Origin of the sequence: Streptomyces synnematoformans (assembly GCF_039531005.1) — a bacterium.
Taxonomy (GTDB): Bacteria; Actinomycetota; Actinomycetes; order Streptomycetales; family Streptomycetaceae; genus Streptomyces; species Streptomyces synnematoformans.
The window spans coordinates 1-16,414 of sequence record NZ_BAAAPF010000152.1; the positions used below are offsets into that span (position 1 = coordinate 1).

9 protein-coding genes and 1 pseudogene are annotated in these 16,414 nt (G+C 73.0%); 4 read left to right on the top strand and 6 right to left on the bottom strand.

Features of this window, described 5'->3' with window-relative positions:
* The 3 genes from ABD317_RS21340 to ABD317_RS21350 form a co-directional block, all read right to left on the bottom strand.
* On the bottom strand, positions 1 to 7,351 hold a 7,351-nt coding region (locus ABD317_RS21340; protein WP_344291537.1), incomplete at its 3' end, for a type I polyketide synthase.
* Entirely contained in the window at positions 7,351 to 8,697 is a 1,347-nt protein-coding gene (locus tag ABD317_RS21345; RefSeq protein ID WP_344291538.1) for an NAD(P)/FAD-dependent oxidoreductase, read from the bottom strand. The genes ABD317_RS21345 and ABD317_RS21340, both read right to left, overlap by 1 nt.
* 36 nt (positions 8,698 to 8,733) lie before the next feature.
* Positions 8,734 to 9,000: an acyl carrier protein gene (locus ABD317_RS21350; RefSeq protein ID WP_344291539.1), complete on the bottom strand. Its 267-nt coding sequence runs from the start codon at positions 8,998 to 9,000 to the stop codon at positions 8,734 to 8,736.
* Between the two features lie 387 nt (positions 9,001 to 9,387).
* On the opposite strand from ABD317_RS21350, the gene ABD317_RS21355 reads away from it, so the two are divergent.
* The 4 genes from ABD317_RS21355 to ABD317_RS21370 all read left to right on the top strand — a co-directional run bounded on the left by ABD317_RS21355 (position 9,388) and on the right by ABD317_RS21370 (position 12,450).
* The gene (locus ABD317_RS21355) at positions 9,388 to 10,128 is read left to right on the top strand and encodes an ABC transporter ATP-binding protein (RefSeq protein ID WP_344291540.1); all 741 of its coding nucleotides are present in this window, start codon (positions 9,388 to 9,390) and stop codon (positions 10,126 to 10,128) included.
* Positions 10,129 to 10,863: an ABC transporter permease gene (locus tag ABD317_RS21360; RefSeq protein WP_344291541.1), complete on the top strand. Its 735-nt coding sequence runs from the start codon at positions 10,129 to 10,131 to the stop codon at positions 10,861 to 10,863.
* A gap of 90 nt (positions 10,864 to 10,953) precedes the next feature.
* Entirely contained in the window at positions 10,954 to 11,589 is a 636-nt protein-coding gene (locus ABD317_RS21365; protein WP_027752448.1) for a TetR/AcrR family transcriptional regulator, read from the top strand.
* A gap of 159 nt (positions 11,590 to 11,748) precedes the next feature.
* A complete protein-coding gene (locus ABD317_RS21370; protein ID WP_344291542.1) occupies positions 11,749 to 12,450 on the top strand; it encodes a LuxR C-terminal-related transcriptional regulator in 702 nt (233 codons plus the stop codon).
* A gap of 43 nt (positions 12,451 to 12,493) precedes the next feature.
* Here ABD317_RS21370 and ABD317_RS21375 read toward each other — a convergent pair whose 3' ends face one another.
* From ABD317_RS21375 to ABD317_RS21385, 3 genes and pseudogenes are all read right to left on the bottom strand, one after another.
* Entirely contained in the window at positions 12,494 to 14,020 is a 1,527-nt protein-coding gene (locus tag ABD317_RS21375) for an amino acid adenylation domain-containing protein (protein ID WP_344291543.1), read from the bottom strand.
* Complete coding sequence (locus ABD317_RS21380) at positions 14,017 to 15,114, bottom strand: acyl-CoA dehydrogenase family protein (protein ID WP_344291545.1); 1,098 nt, start codon at positions 15,112 to 15,114, stop codon at positions 14,017 to 14,019. Before ABD317_RS21380 ends, ABD317_RS21375 begins: the two co-directional genes overlap by 4 nt.
* Positions 15,115 to 15,724: 610 nt before the next feature.
* Positions 15,725 to 16,414: pseudogene (locus ABD317_RS21385) on the bottom strand (polynucleotide kinase-phosphatase); the annotation flags it as partial.

The following is a 16,414-nucleotide window of genomic DNA, read 5'->3' on the forward strand; positions in this document are numbered from 1 at the left end:
CCGTCTGCCGCACGGCGGCGTGCAGCGGCGCGGCCCGGTCCGCCGCGTCGACCGCCACGGCGCCGCGCGTGACGTGCCAGACGGGTGACGTGCCGGCGGCGGCGAGGGGGTGCATCGCGGCGCAGACCCGCGCCGCCGCGTCGGCCTCCTGCTCCCCCTGCTCCCCCGGCGTGTCGGCGGGCAGGTCGAGCGGCCACAGGTGGATCACGGCGCGGCAGCCCGGCCCCTTCGCCAGGTCCCGCCAGGCCGCCTCGGCCCGGCGCACGTCGTCCGCCGCCGGCCCGTCGGTGCCGGTCGCGGGAACCAGCCGGTAGGGCAGGCCGCGTGCGTCGAGCCGCCGCGTCAGGGTGTCGGCGGCACCCGTGCGGTCGGCCAGCACGAGCAGTTCGCCGTCGCCGGGGTGGGCCGCCCGGGCGTCCCGGGGGCCGGTGTCCTCGCTGCCGGGCGGCGAGGGTGCCAGGGGCCGCTCGCGCCAGGCCGTGCGGTAGAGCCGGTCGGCCACGCGGTCGCGCTCCTCCTCGGCGAGCACGCGCCCCGGAGGCGCGGCCAGCCGCACGCCGCGGGCGTCGGCGACCGGACGGCCGGCCTCGTCGGTGATCCACACGTCGGCGAGCAGCCCGTGCTCGTCGTCCCGCGTGACCCGGGCGCCGATCCGCACGCGCTCGCCGGGGGTGCCGTACACCGTGAGGGACCGCAGGTGCCGGGGTATCCGGTCGGCCGCGTCCGGGGCGCCCGTCAGGACGGGCAGCCTGAGGGCGAGGTCGAGCAGTTCGGGCGGCAGGTGCCAGCGCAGGGCGGCGGGGCGGCAGCGGACGGCGACCACGATCTCGGCCGCGTTGCCGGGGCCCTGCCCGGGTGCCGACCACGCCGACTCGGGGACCGGCGCCACGCCGCTGCCCTGGAACGCCCGGAACCACTCCTGCACCGCCGCGGGCACCTCGCCGAGGGTGCGGTCGGCGCCCGGCGCGGGGCGGTCGGCGTCCGCGGTAGCCCGGGCGGCGGCCGGCCGGACACGGCCGGTGGCGGTCTCGCGGTCACCGCCGGGGCGTTCGCCGTGGTCCGGCTCCGCCGCCGCCCCGGCGGTCGCCCGTACCGTGAAGGCGGAGGTGCCGTCCGCGGCGGGGGTCAGCGAGAGCTGGGCGAGGCCGGTGGTGCCGGGCTCCACGACGGGGGCGTGGGAGAGTTCGACGTCCTCCAGCGTCACCGGCCCGCGCGCGCCGCCCTCGTCCGCCGCCGCCAGGGCCATCTCCAGCCACAGGGCGCCGGGGAGGCGCACGGCCCGGTGTCCGGGGGCCACCGGCTGAGAGCCGCCGCTCGCGGCGAGTTCCGGAGGGACGGCCGCCTGGAGGACGCGGGCGCCGCCGGGCCCCAGCAGCCGGACGTCCTGGGCGATCAGCGGGTGGCCGGGGGCGTCCGTCGAGCGCAGCGGGGTCCCGGACGAGGCGGGCGCGGCCGTGTTGCGCATCCAGTAGCGCTTGTGCTGCCACACGTACGGGGGCGTGGCCGTGGGACGCACCGCGGCGGGGTACAGCCACCGCCAGTCGACCGGCTGCCCCCCGGAGTGGAGCGCGCCGAACGCGCTCAGCAGCGCCAGCCGGGAGTCGGTCTCGCGCAGCAGCGAGGGCACGAGCAGGCCGTCGACGCCGGCGGCACTCAGCTCCTGCTCGACAGGGGCCAGTTGGAGGGGGTGCGGGGACAGCTCGACGAAGGTGTCGTAGCCCTCGGCCGCCAGGTGGCGTACGGCGTCGGCGAAGCGCACGGGAAGGCGCATGTTCCGCCCCCAGTAGGCGGCGTCGAGGGTCGCGCCCTCGACGGGGCGGGAGTCCGCGGTGGAGTACATCGGCAGCCTCGGCGCGGCCGGGGTGAGCCCGGCCAGCTCGCTCTCCAGCTGCCGGCGCAGCGGCTCCACCAGCGCGCTGTGCCCCGGTCCGCCGGCCCTGACCGCCTTGAAGAAGACCTTGCTCGCCTTCATCCGCGCGCCGAAGTCGGCCAGCGCCTCGTGGGTGCCCGCGACCACGGTGGAGCTGCGGCTGTTGACGACCGCGACGCCGAGCTGCTCCCCGTAGCCCTGGACGGCCTCCTCGGTGCGCGCGGCGTCCATGCCGACGACGGCCATGCCGCCCCGGTTGGCCAGCTGCTTGAGCAGCTCGCTGCGGCGGACCATGATCTCGGCGGCCTGCTCCAGGGTGAGGGCGCCCGCGCAGAGGGCGGCCGACACCTCGCCCATGCTGTGCCCGACGACGGCCCCGGGGGTCACGCCCGCCGTGCGCCACATCTCGCTCAGGGCGTACTGCAGGGCGAAGACGAGGATCTGCTGGTCGGCCTCCTCGTCGGGCCGTCGCCCGGACTCCAGCGCCTCGCGCACGGACCAGTCGACGTGAGGTGCCAGCGCCTGGTCGCAGCGGCTCAGGGCGGCGCGGCACACGGGGTCGTCGCCCGCGAGGTCCCGGGCCATGCCGGCCCAGTGGGAGCCGTGGCCGGAGAAGACGAAGACCGGTCCGCGCGCCCGGTCGCGGTCTGCCCTGCCCACCGCGGTGCCCGGCCCGTGCCGGCCCCCGGGGTCGTCGGCGAACGCCGCCAGCCGGTCGGCCAGTTCGTGCCGGTCCCGCCCGACGACGACGAGACGGTGGTCCAGGTGGCTGCGCCGCAGCGCCGCCGTCGCGCACAGCCGGGCGAGATCGTCGACGGCCGGCCGGTCCGCGGCGCCGGAGGGGTCCTCCTCGGCGGTGCCGGTGCCGGCGGTGAGGGCCGCGTGGTAGGCGCGGGCCTGGTCGGGCAGGGCCGCGGCGGTCGCGGCCGACAGCGGCAGCACGAACGCCGGCACGGCCGGGGCGGTGTCGGCATCGTCCCGCTCATGCGGCCGCGGCGCCTCGGCGAGCACCACGTGGGCGTTGGTGCCGCTGAAGCCGAACGCGCTCACGCCCGCGGTCCGGGGGCCGCGGGCGGTCCAGGGCACCAGCTCGGTGGGAACGCGCAGCGGCAGCTCCCGCCAGGGGATGTCGGGGTTCGGCTCGCGGAAGTGGAGATGCCGGGGGACGGCCTGGTGCCGCAGCGCGAGCACGGTCTTGATCAGACCGGCGATGCCGGAGGCGGCCTCCAGGTGGCCCAGGTTCGTCTTCACCGATCCGACGAGGCAGTCGTCCGCGCCGTCGCGCCGCCCCAGCACGGCTCCCAGGGCGCGCAACTCGATCGGGTCGCCGAGCGGTGTGCCGGTGCCGTGCGCCTCCACGTAGCCGACGTCGTCCGCGGCGACGCCGCCGTCCGCCAGGGCCGCGCGGATCAGCGCCTCCTGGGCCGGACCGTTGGGCACCGTCAGACCGCTGCTGGCGCCGTCCTGGTTGATCGCCGAGCCGCGGATCACCGCCATGACCTCGTCGCCGTCGGCCTCGGCGCGCGACAAGGGCTTGAGGATCACGGCGCCGCAGCCCTCGCCGCGGCTGTAGCCGTCGGCGGAGGCGTCGAAGGTCTTGCAGCGGCCGTCCGGCGCGAGGGCTCCGCCCGCCGCGCTGACCCGGTGGATCGTGGGGCTGAGGACGAGGTTGACGCCCGCGGCCACCGCCATGTCGCTCTCGCCCGAGCGGAGGCTCTGCACCGCCAGGTGCACGGCGACGAGCGAGGAGGAGCAGGCCGTGTCGACGGCGAGGCTGGGGCCGTTGAGTCCCAGCAGGTAGGACAGCCGCCCCGCCGCCGCGGAGAAGGAGTTCCCGATCCCGTAGTAGATGTCCAGGTTGTCGGGGTGCTGGGTGATCAGCTGCCCGTAGTCGTAGGAGTTCATGCCGAGGAACACGCCCGTCCGGGTCCCGGCGAGGTCGCGGGCCGGGGTGCCGGCGTGCTCCAGCGCCTCCCAGGCGACCTCCAGGAAGAACCGCTGCTGGGGGTCCATGGCGCGGGCTTCGACCGGCGAGATGCGGAAGAAGGAGGCGTCGAACCCGGCCACGTCGTCGGCGAGGAAGCCGCCTCGCCACACCTCGGGCCCGGCCAGGCGGTCCTCGGGCGCCGGTCCCACGGCGTCGACGCCTTCGGTCAGCAGCCGCCAGTAGTCCTCGGGGCCCCGTACGCCGCCGGGGAGCCGGCAGCCCAGGCCGATCACCGCGATGGGCTCGGGGCCGGTCGTGGCCGCCGTGGCCCGCGGGCGCGCCGGGGCGGGGTCCGAGGCTGGGGCCGGGGCGCGCGCCCCGGGCACGAGCGTGGCGAGGTGCGCCGCCAGCCGTTCGACGTTCGGGTGGTCGAAGGCGACGGTGCGCGGCAGTGCGACACCCAGCGACCGCTCCAGCGACCTGGCCAGCTCCACCGAGCCGAGGCTGTCCATGCCCAGGGCGGCGAAGCCCTCGCGCCGTCGTACGGCGCCGCTGCCGAGGCCCAGGACCCCGGCCACCGCCGCCGCCACCGTGTCGGCCAGGCCGGCGGTGGGCTCCTCGGGCGCAGGCTCGGCCGGGGCCGGGGTGGCGGCCGGCGGCTCGCTGTCCGCGGTGCCGGGGGCGAGCAGCCGCAGGGGTTCGGTCTCCGCGACGAGCCGGCCCTCGGCGTCGTACAGCCGCAGCTCACCCCGGAGTCCGGCGGCCTGGGCGGGGCCGGCGGCGAGGGCTGTGCCGGTCTCGGTGCCGGTCTCGGTGGCGCCGTCGGGGCGCTCGAACGACAAGGGTTCCCCCTGCCAGGGGTACGTCGGCAGTGCGCTGCTGCGGCCCGCACCGCCGCTCGCCGACGTCCAGTCGGGCGCGGCTCCGTGCGTGTAGAGCGTGGCCAGCGCGCCCTTGGCGGTGAGCACGTCGTCCGTGTCACGGCGCAGCGTCGGCACGACCGCGCCCTCGGCGCCGGCCGCGCGCAGGCACTGGGTGACGGGCTGGGCGAGGACCGGGTGCGGCCCCAGCTCGACGAAGAGCCGATGGCCGGAGTCGACGGCCTCGGCGACGGCCTCGGCGAAGCGGACCGGCTGGCGGACGTTGCGCCCCCACTGCTCCGCGTCGAAGGGCACGGGGCCTGCCGGTGTGTTCCCGGTGGTCGTCAGCACGGGGATGCCGGGCGTGCGCCAGGGCAGGCCGGCGAGTTCGGCGGCGAGCCGCGACGCGTGGTCCGCCATCTGAGGGCTGTGGAAGGCGTGTGTGCCCGGCAGCAGCCGGGTCGTCACCCCGCGGCGGTCCAGTTCCTCGCGGAACTCCTCGACCGCCTCGGGGACTCCGGACACCACCACAGATCCGGGGCTGTTCACGGCGGCCAGCGCCAGCCGGTCGCCGTAGGGTTCGAGCAGCCCGGCGACGTCGGCCTCGCCGAGCGCCACGGCGGCCATCAGCCCCTGACCGGCGGACGGCGCCAGCACCCGGCCGCGGTGCACGATCACGCGGGCCGCGTCCGGCAGCGTCAGCGCCCCGGCGACGTGGGCGGCAGCGATCTCGCCCATGCTGTGGCCGGCGACGGCCGTGGGCACGATCCCCCAGGACCGCCACAGCGCGGCGGCGGCGGTCTGGACGGCGAAGATCACGGGCTGGGCGATCTCGGTGTCCGCGAGCCGGGAGTCCGGCTCGTGACGGAGGAGTTCGTCGATGACCGACCACCCGGCGAGTTCGCGCACGGCGTCGTCGCACTCGCGCAGCGCCGCGCCGAACGCCGCCTCCCGCGCCAGCAGCTCTCTCCCCATGCCGGGCCACTGGCTGCCCTGGCCGGAGAAGAGGAAGCACACGCCGGGAACCGGGGAGTCCGGGTCGTCGCGGCCGCCGTGCGCCACGCCGGGGGCGGGCTCGTCCGCCAGGAAGGAGGTGAGTCCGGCGGCCAGTTCCCCGGTCGTCCGGCCGGTCACCGCCAGGCGGTGCCGCGCGTGGTGGGAGCGGCGCACGGCGGCGGTGTGCACGTACGCCGCGACCTCGGCGTCCGTGCCGGCGGCCGGACCCTGCAGCCGGTCCCGGTGCCGGGCGGCGAGCTGGCGCAACGCCTCACCGGAGCGGGCCGACACCGGCAGCAGGAACGATCCGCCCTCGCGCGCGGGGTCTCCCCCGCGGCCCGCCCGGGCCGGCTCGGGCTGCGGCGGCGACTCGACCACCACGTGGGCGTTGGTGCCGCTGAGGCCGAACGCGCTGGCTCCGGCCACCCGGTGCCGGGGGTCGCCGGGAAAGTCGGTCAGCTCCACGGGCACGTGCACCGGCCAGCGGTCCCAGCGGATCGACGGGCTCGGGTCGCGCAGGTGGAGGTGCGGCGGGATCCGGCCGTGACGCACCGACAGGGCCGCCTTGAGCAGCCCGGCGGCGCCGGCCGCGCCGTCGGTGTGTCCGAAGTTGGTCTTCAGCGAACCGACGAGCAGGGGGTCGTGCCCGGACCGGCCCTCGCCCAGCACGGAGGCGAGCGCGCTCATCTCGATCGGATCGCCGAGAGGCGTGCCGGTGCCGTGGGCCTCGACGTATCCCACCCTGTGGGGTTCGAGGCCGGCGCCGGCGAGCGCCTGGCGCAGCAACGCCTGCTGGGCCGCGCCGTTGGGCGCGGTGAGGCCGGCGCTGGCGCCGTCGTGGTTGACGGCGGAGCCGCGGATGACGGCGATCACGTCGTCGCCCCCGGCGAGGGCGTCGGACAGGCGCTTGAGGACCAGGACGACGGCACCGTCGCCGCGCACGATGCCGTCGGCCGAGGCGTCGAACGTCTTGCACCTGCCGTCCTTGGACATGGCGCCGATCTGGCACATGAAGACGTTCAGGTCCGGGGACAGCAGCAGGTTGACCCCGCCGGCCAGCGCGGCGTCGCACTCACCGGCCAGCAGGCTCTGGCGCGCGAGGTGCACGGCGACGAGCGAGGAGGAGCACGCGGTGCTCAGCGACAGACTCGGGCCGTGGAACTGGAGCAGGTAGGACAGCCGGCCGGAGTGGAAGCTGGGCTCCTTGCCCGAGGCGTACCACGGGTCGATCCCGCCCATGCCCGCCTGCCGGGAGTGGAGCAGCGTGTAGTCCATCCCCAGGCCGCCGACGTAGACGCCGGTGCGGCTGCCCGCCAGCTCCTCCGGAACGAGGCCGGCGTTCTCCAGGGCCTCCCAGGCGACTTCGAGCATCATGCGGTGCTGGGGGTCGATCTGCCGGCTCTCCCGGGGCGAGATGCCGAAGAAGTCCGTGTCGAAACGGGTCTCGCCCTCGATGAACCCGCCCCAGCGCGAGTACATCCTGCCGGTGGCTCCGGCGTCGGGGCTGTAGTACCGGTCGACGTCCCACCGGGTCGGCGGAACCTCGGTGATGACGTCGGTGCCGGAGGTGAGGGCCCGCCAGAAGTCGTCAGGACCGGAGATGCCGCCGGGGAATCGGCATCCCGCACCGACGATGGCGATCGCGTCATCGTCGGTGCGGCCGCCCGCCGGTGCCTTGGTGGACTGCTGGCGCCCCATCACAACATCGCGGCCATGCTCGGCGCGGACAGGTTCCCCAGGTGCTGGTGCCACAGGTGGTCGGGGTTGTTCTCCACGACGCTGACGAACTCCCGCATGGCCGTCAGCGCGGGGGGCTCGGAGTCGTCGTAGACGTCGCCCTGCAGCATCTTCAGCACGTCGAGCCGGTACCTCGGGTCCTGCACGAACGCCGTGAACAGGATGTTGAGGCGGTAGTAGATGGAGATGAACTCGTACCAGTTCCGCACGCCGCGGCGCAGCGTCTGCTCGTACGTGGCGAACCTGGGCTTGCTGAAGTCGCCCGCCTCGGCCGCGGCGATGATGTCCTTGCACGCCAGTCGGGCGCTGTTGAGCGCGACGCTCACCCCGCTGGAGAAGATCGGGTCGACGAAGCGCGCGGCGTCACCGACGAGGACGAAGCCGTCGCCGACGATCTCCTTCATCCCGTAGCTGTAGTCGCCCTCGGTCTTCAGCGGCCGGACCTGGGTGGCCTGCTCCAGGGCCTTGCGGAGCGCCGGCCGGCTGCCCAGGCAGTCCCAGAAGAACCCGTCGAGGTCGTCCTTCGCGGCGCGCACGTGCTTCTTCTGCGTCACCACGCCGACGCTGGTGATGGTGTCCGTGATGGGGATCTGCCAGACCCAGGTGTCGGTGATGGGAAGGAAGTGGATGAAGATGTAGTCGGCCTTTTCCTTGTCGTGCGCCAGGGCCGTGCGGTCGAGGTCGTCGAACCAGGTGTGGATCGCGTACTGGTTGAATACGGGATCCGGAACCTTGATCTTCTCCTGCCGGCCGAGGAAGGTGCCCCGGCCGCTGGCGTCCACCACCATGTTCACCGTGACGGTGGCGTCCTTCTTCCCCAGCGGCAGGTGAATGACAGGACGGTCGCCGGAGAAGTCGACGCGGCGGACGCGCATCCCCTCGAACACCTTGGCGCCCTGCGCCTTGGCGTGGTGGAGGAGAAGCAGGTCGAACTGTCCCCGGTCGACGTGGTAGGTGTAATCCTGAAGCACTCCGGCCTGGTCGCGCTCGTTGAACTCGATCTCGGCCGCCCCCAGGCCGTGGGAGAGCCCCTGGAATCCCAGCTTCGGGATGTCGTCCGAGGCGGCCGAGGTCCAGGCGGCGCCGAACTTCCGGGGGAATCCAGCCTTGTCGATCAGGTCGATCGCACCGATGTCGCGCAGCACGGGGGTCGTCGCCGGGACAAGGGACTCACCGACGTGCTCCCGGGGGAAGTTCTCCGCCTCGAACACCGCCACGGACAGCCCGGCGCGGGCAAGGTAGGAAGCCGAAGTCGAGCCCGCAGGCCCGCCGCCGATGATCCCGATGTCGTAGTCGACCTCCGGCATGGAAACCCGTTCCTCTCGTTTGACGGCCTTGTCGGATCACTTGATCGGACAGGACTGGCCCGATGACTCTTCCCGTATGGAGAGAACGAACCTGGTGATGGCGTCCAGGTTCTTGAAGTTCGATCCGACGATCTTTTCCGGAGGCACGAAGACCCCGTAGTGAGACTGGATGTGGCTGATCAGCTCGGTGGTGTTGAGCGAGGTGAGGATGCCCAGTTCGAGGAGTGGCGCGGTGGGTTCTATGCCGCTCTCGCCGGCCGGGAGAAAACGCTCCTCCACGTAGACGGTGAGCTCCTTCAGCACTTCCTCGTATCCGTCGGATAGCCGATTCTGCTCTGTCATAGGTCTGCCCCGGACTCCGCCTGGACTGTTTTCATGGCAAACCGAGGCTAGCAATGCGCAGCATTGGAGTTCTTCGGTCCCGGTGATGAATTGGCCCCGGTCCTGACCGCCGCGGTCGCCCCCCTGGGAAGGAGGCTTCGTCACAAAGAACTAGGGCGCGGTCCTCCCCCTGGACCGTTCGCGGCACCGCCGGGGGCGGCAGGGGCCTCCGGCCCGGAAGATCCTGTCCGGGCGTCCGGCACCGCACCGGCGTCCAGCGATGACGTCACGTCCCTGGCCCTCCCGTCGGAATTCACCTAGCATTGAATTCCTCCCAGCCGAGTCACTCTGAGTCACAAGAAGGACACCATGGAGACCGCCATCGAGGTCCGCGACCTCACAGTCGTGCGCGGCGCGCGCGAGGTGCTGCACGGCATCAGCACCGACGTGCCGCGCGGCGTCATCACCGGGCTGCTCGGGCCGAGCGGCAGCGGCAAGACCACGCTCTTCCGCGCCATCGTGGGCGTGCAGATCGTCAGCTCCGGCACCGTGACGGTCTTAGGGAAACCCGCCGGCTCGGCCGAACTCCGGCGGAGGATCGGCTACTACACGCAGTCACCCAGCGTGTACACCGACCTGACGGTACGGGAGAACGTGCGGTACTTCGCCAGCCTCCACAGCCTCGGCGCGGCGGAGGCGGACAGCGTGATCCGCGAGGTCGGCCTCGCCGAGCAGGCCGGGCAGATGGTCAGCACCCTCTCGGGCGGCCAGCACAGCCGGGCCTCGCTCGCCTGCGCCCTGGTCACCCACCCCGAGGTGCTCGTGCTCGACGAGCCGACCGTGGGCCAAGACCCGGTGCTGCGCGAGGAGTTGTGGGAACGCTTCCGCGATCTGGCCGGCCGGGGCGCCACGCTGGTGGTGTCCAGCCACATCATGGACGAGGCCAACCGCTGCGACGGGCTGATCCTCATCCGGGAAGGGTCGATCGTCGCCGAGGGAGGCCCCGACGAGATCAAGTCCCGGACGGGCACGGACGACCTCGACCAGGCGTTCCTGCGGCTGGTGCGCGCGCAGGACGCCGAGAACGAGCGCGGGAAGGAGGTGGCCTGAGTGTCCTTCGCGATCCTGGCCAGCACCACCGGCCGTATCCTTCGCCAGCTGCGGCACGACCGCCGTTCCATCGGACTCCTCATCGGCGCCCCCGTGCTGCTGATGACCCTGCTGTACTTCATGTTCGAGGACGGCGGGATGTTCGACGACGTCGTCGTCATCGTGCTGGGACTCTTCCCGTTCCTGCTGATGTTCCTCGTCACCAGCATCGCGATGCTGCGTGAGCGCACCTCGGGCACGCTCGAACGGCTGTTCACCACCCCGGTGGGCAAGCTCGACCTCCTCTTCGCCTACGGGCTGGCCTTCGGCCTTGCCGCGGCCGTGCAGGCAACCGTCGGTGCCACCGTCGCGTACGTGTTCCTCGACCTGGACACGGTGGGCAGCCCCTGGTTCGTCGTGCTGATCGCGGTGGCCAACGGACTGCTCGGCGTCGGACTCGGGCTGCTGTGCAGCGCCTTCGCCCGCACCGAGTTCCAGGCGGTGCAGTTCCTCCCGGTCGTGGTGATTCCGCAGATCCTGCTGTGCGGGCTGTTCGTGCCGCGCGACCAGATGGCCGGGTGGCTGGAGGGCGTGAGCAACGTGCTGCCCCTCTCCCACGGCGTCGAGGCGCTTCAGGAGGTCGGCCTCCACGAGGATCCCACCGGCGTGATGTGGCGGGGCCTCGGCATCGTCGTCGGCGCCGTGGTGCTCGCCCTCGCGCTCGCCGCCGGCACCCTGCGCAGGCGCACACCCTAGCCGCGCCGCTCCGGTCGGGCTGCCGCGCTCCCCCGGCCCGTCCCGGGTCGGTGCACGTGGGAAACGGGGGAATGGGATGATGGACGGACCATGGCACGAGGGCGTACCGGTCGCAGACCTGGAAACCAGGACACTCGCGGGCTGATTCTGACGGCCGCCCGCGAGGCGTTCTCGCAGCGCGGCTACGACGGGACCTCCATCAAGCAGATCGCGACCAGCGCCGGGGTCGACGCGGCGCTGGTCCACCACTACTTCGGCACCAAGGAGAAGCTCTTCCTGGCGGTCGTGCGGCCGCCCGTCGACCCCGCCCTCCTCATCCCGCAGGTCCTGGCGGAGGGGCCGGAAGGGGTGCCGACGCGCATCGTGCGGACGTTCCTCCAGACCTGCGAGGGCCCGGTGACCGGGCCGGCGTTCCTCGGCATGCTGCGCGGCGGCACCTCCCACCGCTGGCAGGGGCTGCTGCTGAGGGACTTCTTCACCACGCAGATCGTGCGCCGGGTACTGGACAAACGGGAGGACATCGGCGATCCGTCCTACCTGCCGCTGCGCACCTCGCTGGTCGCCAGCCAGCTCTTCGGGCTGGCCCTGACCCGGTACGTCCTGAAGTTCGAGCCGCTGGCCAGCGCTCACCAGGACGCCGTCGTCACCGCGGTCGCGCCCACTATCGCCCGTTACCTCACCGGCGACATTACGGCGGAACTCGAATCCGGGAATTCCGGACTTTAACGAAATCCGCAGCTCTGGATTCCGATACCTATTTGTCGACTATCGCATCCCAGATTATTGTCAACTACCGCATCCCCGAGTGCTGTGAGTTTCCTCTCTGCGAGACAGGCATATGCTGGGTGGCTTCGGCAGTGATCTATCAACCAGGGGGGCGCCACCATGACGCAGGGAGCGATCACACGCGTCATGATCGTAAATGATCGGACGGTAACGAGGGCAGGCTACGAGTCACTCTTCGACAAGTATGTTGATTTCGAGATAACCGAAGGCGCACGCGACCTGGAAAACGCGATCGCCGGAATGACCGCCGCAGAGCCCGATGTCGTGGTCGTAGACCTCCCGCCGCACTCGTTCGACGTCGTCGAGACGGTGCGCTGCCTGGTGTCGGCGGCCAAGAGCGGCATCGCCCCCGTCCTGGTCCTGATCGACCAGCTCGACGAGCGCGTCCACGGTCTGCTGCGGGTCGGCGCACGTGGCCTGCTGCTCAGCCAGGCCAGTCCGGCGGAGATCATCGCGGCGGTGCGCCTCGTCGCCGCGGGATACACGCTCGCCCTCCCCACGATCGCAGGAGCCGGAATCGACCGGGCCGTCGCGGCGCCGGACGGCTGCCATGCGGAACCGGGAGCATTCTGCCTGGAACACCTGACCCGACGGGAGGCGGACGTACTTCGACTGATCGCCCGAGGACTGAGCAATGCGGAAATCTCGGCCGCACTGTTCGTCAGCGAAAGCACGGTGAAGTCCCATGTGCAGCGCCTGCTCGGCAAGCTGAAATTAAGAAACCGAGTGCACGCCGTGATCTACGCGTATCAGGCCGGCCTGGTCCGGTCAGAAGCGCAATTAGTTCAGGCGGACAGCTGAACCGGCGTCCTTCTTCCCCTGGCCCGGGAAGGAGGACGCTGATTTATCCGGCGCGCCCGGGGGATATGCCGTCCGCTATCCGGCGCCTGTCCTTCTTCCCGTTCGGCGTGCGCGGCAGTTCGTCGACCAGGTGCAGCACGTCCAGCACCATGTAAGACGGCAGTCGCTCGGCCGACCACATCTTGAGCCCCAGCAGCGTCGGCGTCCGGCCCGGTACGGCCACCGCCACCGCGTGCAGCGCGGCATCGAGGCCGGTGCCGACGACGACGGCGGCGACGTCCTCGATGTCCGGGTGGGAGCCGATCACGGCCTCGATCTCGCCCAGTTCGACCCGCTGGCCGCGGATCTTCACCATCTGGTCGCGCCGGCCCAGATACTCCAGGTTGCCCTCCGGGTCGAGACGCACCAGGTCCCCGGTGGCGTACGCCCCGGTCTGCGCCGGCCGGCCCCAGTAGCCGAGCATCACCGAAGGGCCGGTGACCCGCAGCTCGTACGCCTCCTCCGGCCCGTCGCCGTCCCGCTCCAGCGGCGCCAGCTCCCTCTCGTCGCCGGACGCCATCGTCCCGATCGGCAGGGGGGTGGTGCGCTCCAGGTCGGCGCCGGTGACCTCGTAGGAGGTGCAGACGTTGGTCTCGGTCGGGCCGTACCAGTTGAAGATCCGCACGCCCGGCCAGTGGCGGCGCAGCTGCTGCGCCAGCGGCAGCGGGAACGGCTCGCCCGCGACGAGGCACACCCGCAGCCCGGGCGGCGTCTCCTCGTCCAGGAGCCCGCCCTTGGCCACCATCAGGGTGAGCGCCGACGGCACCGAGTACCACGCGGTCAGCTCCTGCTCCCGCAGGAAGCGCACCAACTGCTCGGGGGCGTAGGCCATCTGCTGCGAGATCAGGTGCACCGAGGCGCCCGCGTGGAAGGCGGCGTACAGGTCGAAGACCGACAGGTCGAAGTTGAAGGGGGCGTGGTTGGACAGCCGGTCGTGCGGGCCGATCCGCAGCAGCTCGCCGGCCCAGCCGACGAAGGCCAGGGCGTTGCGGTGGCTCAGGCAAACGCCCTTCGGTTCCCCGGTCGAGCCGGAGGTGTAGAGGATGTACGCCGGGTCGTCGGGGGTCAGGGCCACGGTTGCCCCGGCGCCGGATGCGGGCGCGTCGGCCAGCAGCGCCTCGAAGGTGACCACGGGCGCGGCCCCGAAGCCCGCGTCGGCCGCCCGCCGGGCCCCGTCGGCGTCCGCGAGGACGAGGGCCGGCGTACAGCCGTCGCAGATCAGGGCCAGCCGCGAGGGCGGGTTGGACTCCGTCACCGGCACGTACACCGCGCCGAGCCGCAGGCAGCCCTGCATCGCGGCCACGAGCTGGAGGCTCTTGCCGGCCCACAGGACCACCCGGTCGCCCGGCGCGACCCCCCGCGCGGCGAGCGCGTCGGCGTAGAGCCCGGCCGCTTCGTCGAGCCGGCGGTAGCTCAGCTCCCCGTCGGGAGCGTGGACGGCCAGCGCCTCCGGCGAGCGGCGTGCCGCCCGGGTCACCAGCTCGTGCAGCAGGACCGCCCCGCCCGGTGGCGTCGTCTCGCCGCCCCTCACAGTCCCAGCTCCTTGGCGACCAGTTCCTTCTGGATCTCGGAGGTGCCGGAGAACAGCACGCTCGGAACGGCGTCCCGCAGCTCGGCCTCAATGCCGTCGTCCGCGAGGTATCCCCGCGCCCCGAAGACGCGCACCGCGTCCAGCGCGGAGGCCACCGCCCCCTCGGAGGCGGCGAGCTTCGACAACGCCACGGACATGCGGGCGGGCTCCCCCTCGTCCATCTCCCAGCAGGCCCGGTAGAGCAGCAGCCGGGCGGATTCCAGCCGGGCCGCCATGTCCACGATCCGGTGGGAGACCGCCTGGAAGTCGGCCAGCCGCCGCCCGAACTGGCGGCGTTCCCGGGCGTGCGCCACACAGCGCTCGACCAGACGGGCCGTCATCCCGACGTACCCGGCGAACAGGCAGGCCCGCTCCCAGCCCATCGAGTGCTGGAAGATGGCCGAGCCCGTGCCGGGCACGCCCAGCACGTGATCGGCGGGGACGAAGCAGTCGTCGAACGTCACCCGGCCGGCCGGCGCCGAGCGCAGGCCCATCTTGTCGAACGGCTCGCCCACCGTGACCCCGTCCGCGTCGGCGGGCACCACGAACGCCGTCTGGCCGAGGTGGCCGCAGTCCGGGTCGGTGGTGGCGTACGCGACGAGGACGTCGGCGGCCGAGGCGTTGCTCACGAAGCTCTTGACGCCGTTCAGCCGGTAGCCGCCGGGTACCTCGGTGGCGGTGACCGCGAGGCGGGAGACGTCCGAGCCCGCCTCGGGTTCGGTCATGGCGTTTCCCGCGATCAGCTCGCCCGCGCACAGGCCCGGCAGGTAGCGGGCGGCGGGGGACGCCTGACCGTGGTCGCGGATGGGCACGACGCAGGCGAAGAGGTGGGCGCTGGCGGCGAAGACGAGGCCGGTGTCGGCGCACTCCTCGCCGAGCGCCTCGAACATGCGGGCGGTGTCCAGGGCCCCGAGTCCGAGGCCCCCGTGCTCCTCGCCGACGCAGGCGCCGAGCAGTCCGAGCCTCCCCAGCGTCCGCCAGTCGGCACGGTCGAACGGCTCGCGGGGCCGGCCGCGCGGGGGGAACTCGTTCCGCACGGCCTGACGGGTCTTCACGTAACGGCTGTGCTGGTCAGCGGTCCAGCCGAACTCCAAGGGACACCCCCGTGTGTCGTCTCGCCTGAGCGGTCCGTCCGGCATACCGCGAGCCCCGGGCCGAGTCGATTTCTCTCTGATCGGTGAATTACGCCGCACCAACTTCGCACCGCTCCGTGCGATGCGCAAGAAAACGCGCACCCGCGCCGCCGCCGTGGCGGAACTCCGCCGCAAGTGCCTGCGGGACGGCGTGCAGCGACCCGTCGCATGCCCGGCCACCAGCGGGAACACGCCCGCAGCCGCCGCTGCCCGGCGGCGCGTTCCCGCGCCGCCGGACACGTGGGGTCACCCCGCGGGTGATCCCGCGAAACGGCGCTGGCCTCCCCCGACACGGCTGGGAGGCGATCCGGACCCGCCCGCCGAACACGTGGAGTGATCCCTCCCAGATGGGCAAGGACGACGCGCCGGCGCTCATCCCTTCTGCCCCACCTCATCCTCAGGGACCAACGCACGGCCGTCGGCCCACCGCGGATTCATCCTCTCGGCCGGTTGGCGGGGCCCGGTGCCCGCCTGGAGACTCTTCCCTCCTCCAACGCACGCGCCGGGGGCGGCCCCCGTCACCGCCACGCGGTCACAGCCGCGGGTCCACCGGCTCCGACTCCAGCGCCAGCACCGCGAACACCGCCTCGTGCACCCGCCACAGCGGCTCCCCCGCCGCCAGCCGGTCCAGCGCCTCAAGCCCGAGCGCGTACTCGCGAAGCGCCAGGGAGCGCTTGTGCCCGAGGTGGCGGTGGCGCAGCCGGGTCAGGTTCTCCGGGCGGGTGTACTCCGGGCCGTAGATGATGCGCAGGTACTCCCGGCCGCGGCACTTCACGCCCGGCTGCACGAGCCGGCCGTCCCCGTTCCGTACGAGCGCCTCCAGCGGCTTGACGACCATGCCCTCGCCGCCGGCCGCCGTCATCTCCTCCCACCAGCGCACGCCCGCGGCCACCGACTCGTCGTCGCCGGTGTCGACGTACAGCCGTCCGGTGTGCTGCAGCAGCCCGCTCGGGTCGTGGCCGACCACCCGGTCGAGGCGGGCGAGCTGGGCGTTGTGCGGCTCGGCGGCCAGGTTCCGGCCCTCGGCGGCGAGCAGCTGGAACGGGGCCAGGCGCACGCCGTCGAGGCCGTCGACCGGCCAGCAGTAGCGGCGGTACGCGGCCGCGAACGCCTCGGCGTCGGCGGCGCGCCCGTGCCGGAGGGCGAGCAGCGCGGCGAGGGCCGCGCGGCGGTCGGCGTCCGCGTCCGGGTCGCTCCCCGGCGCCGGCGCGGTGCGCTCCAG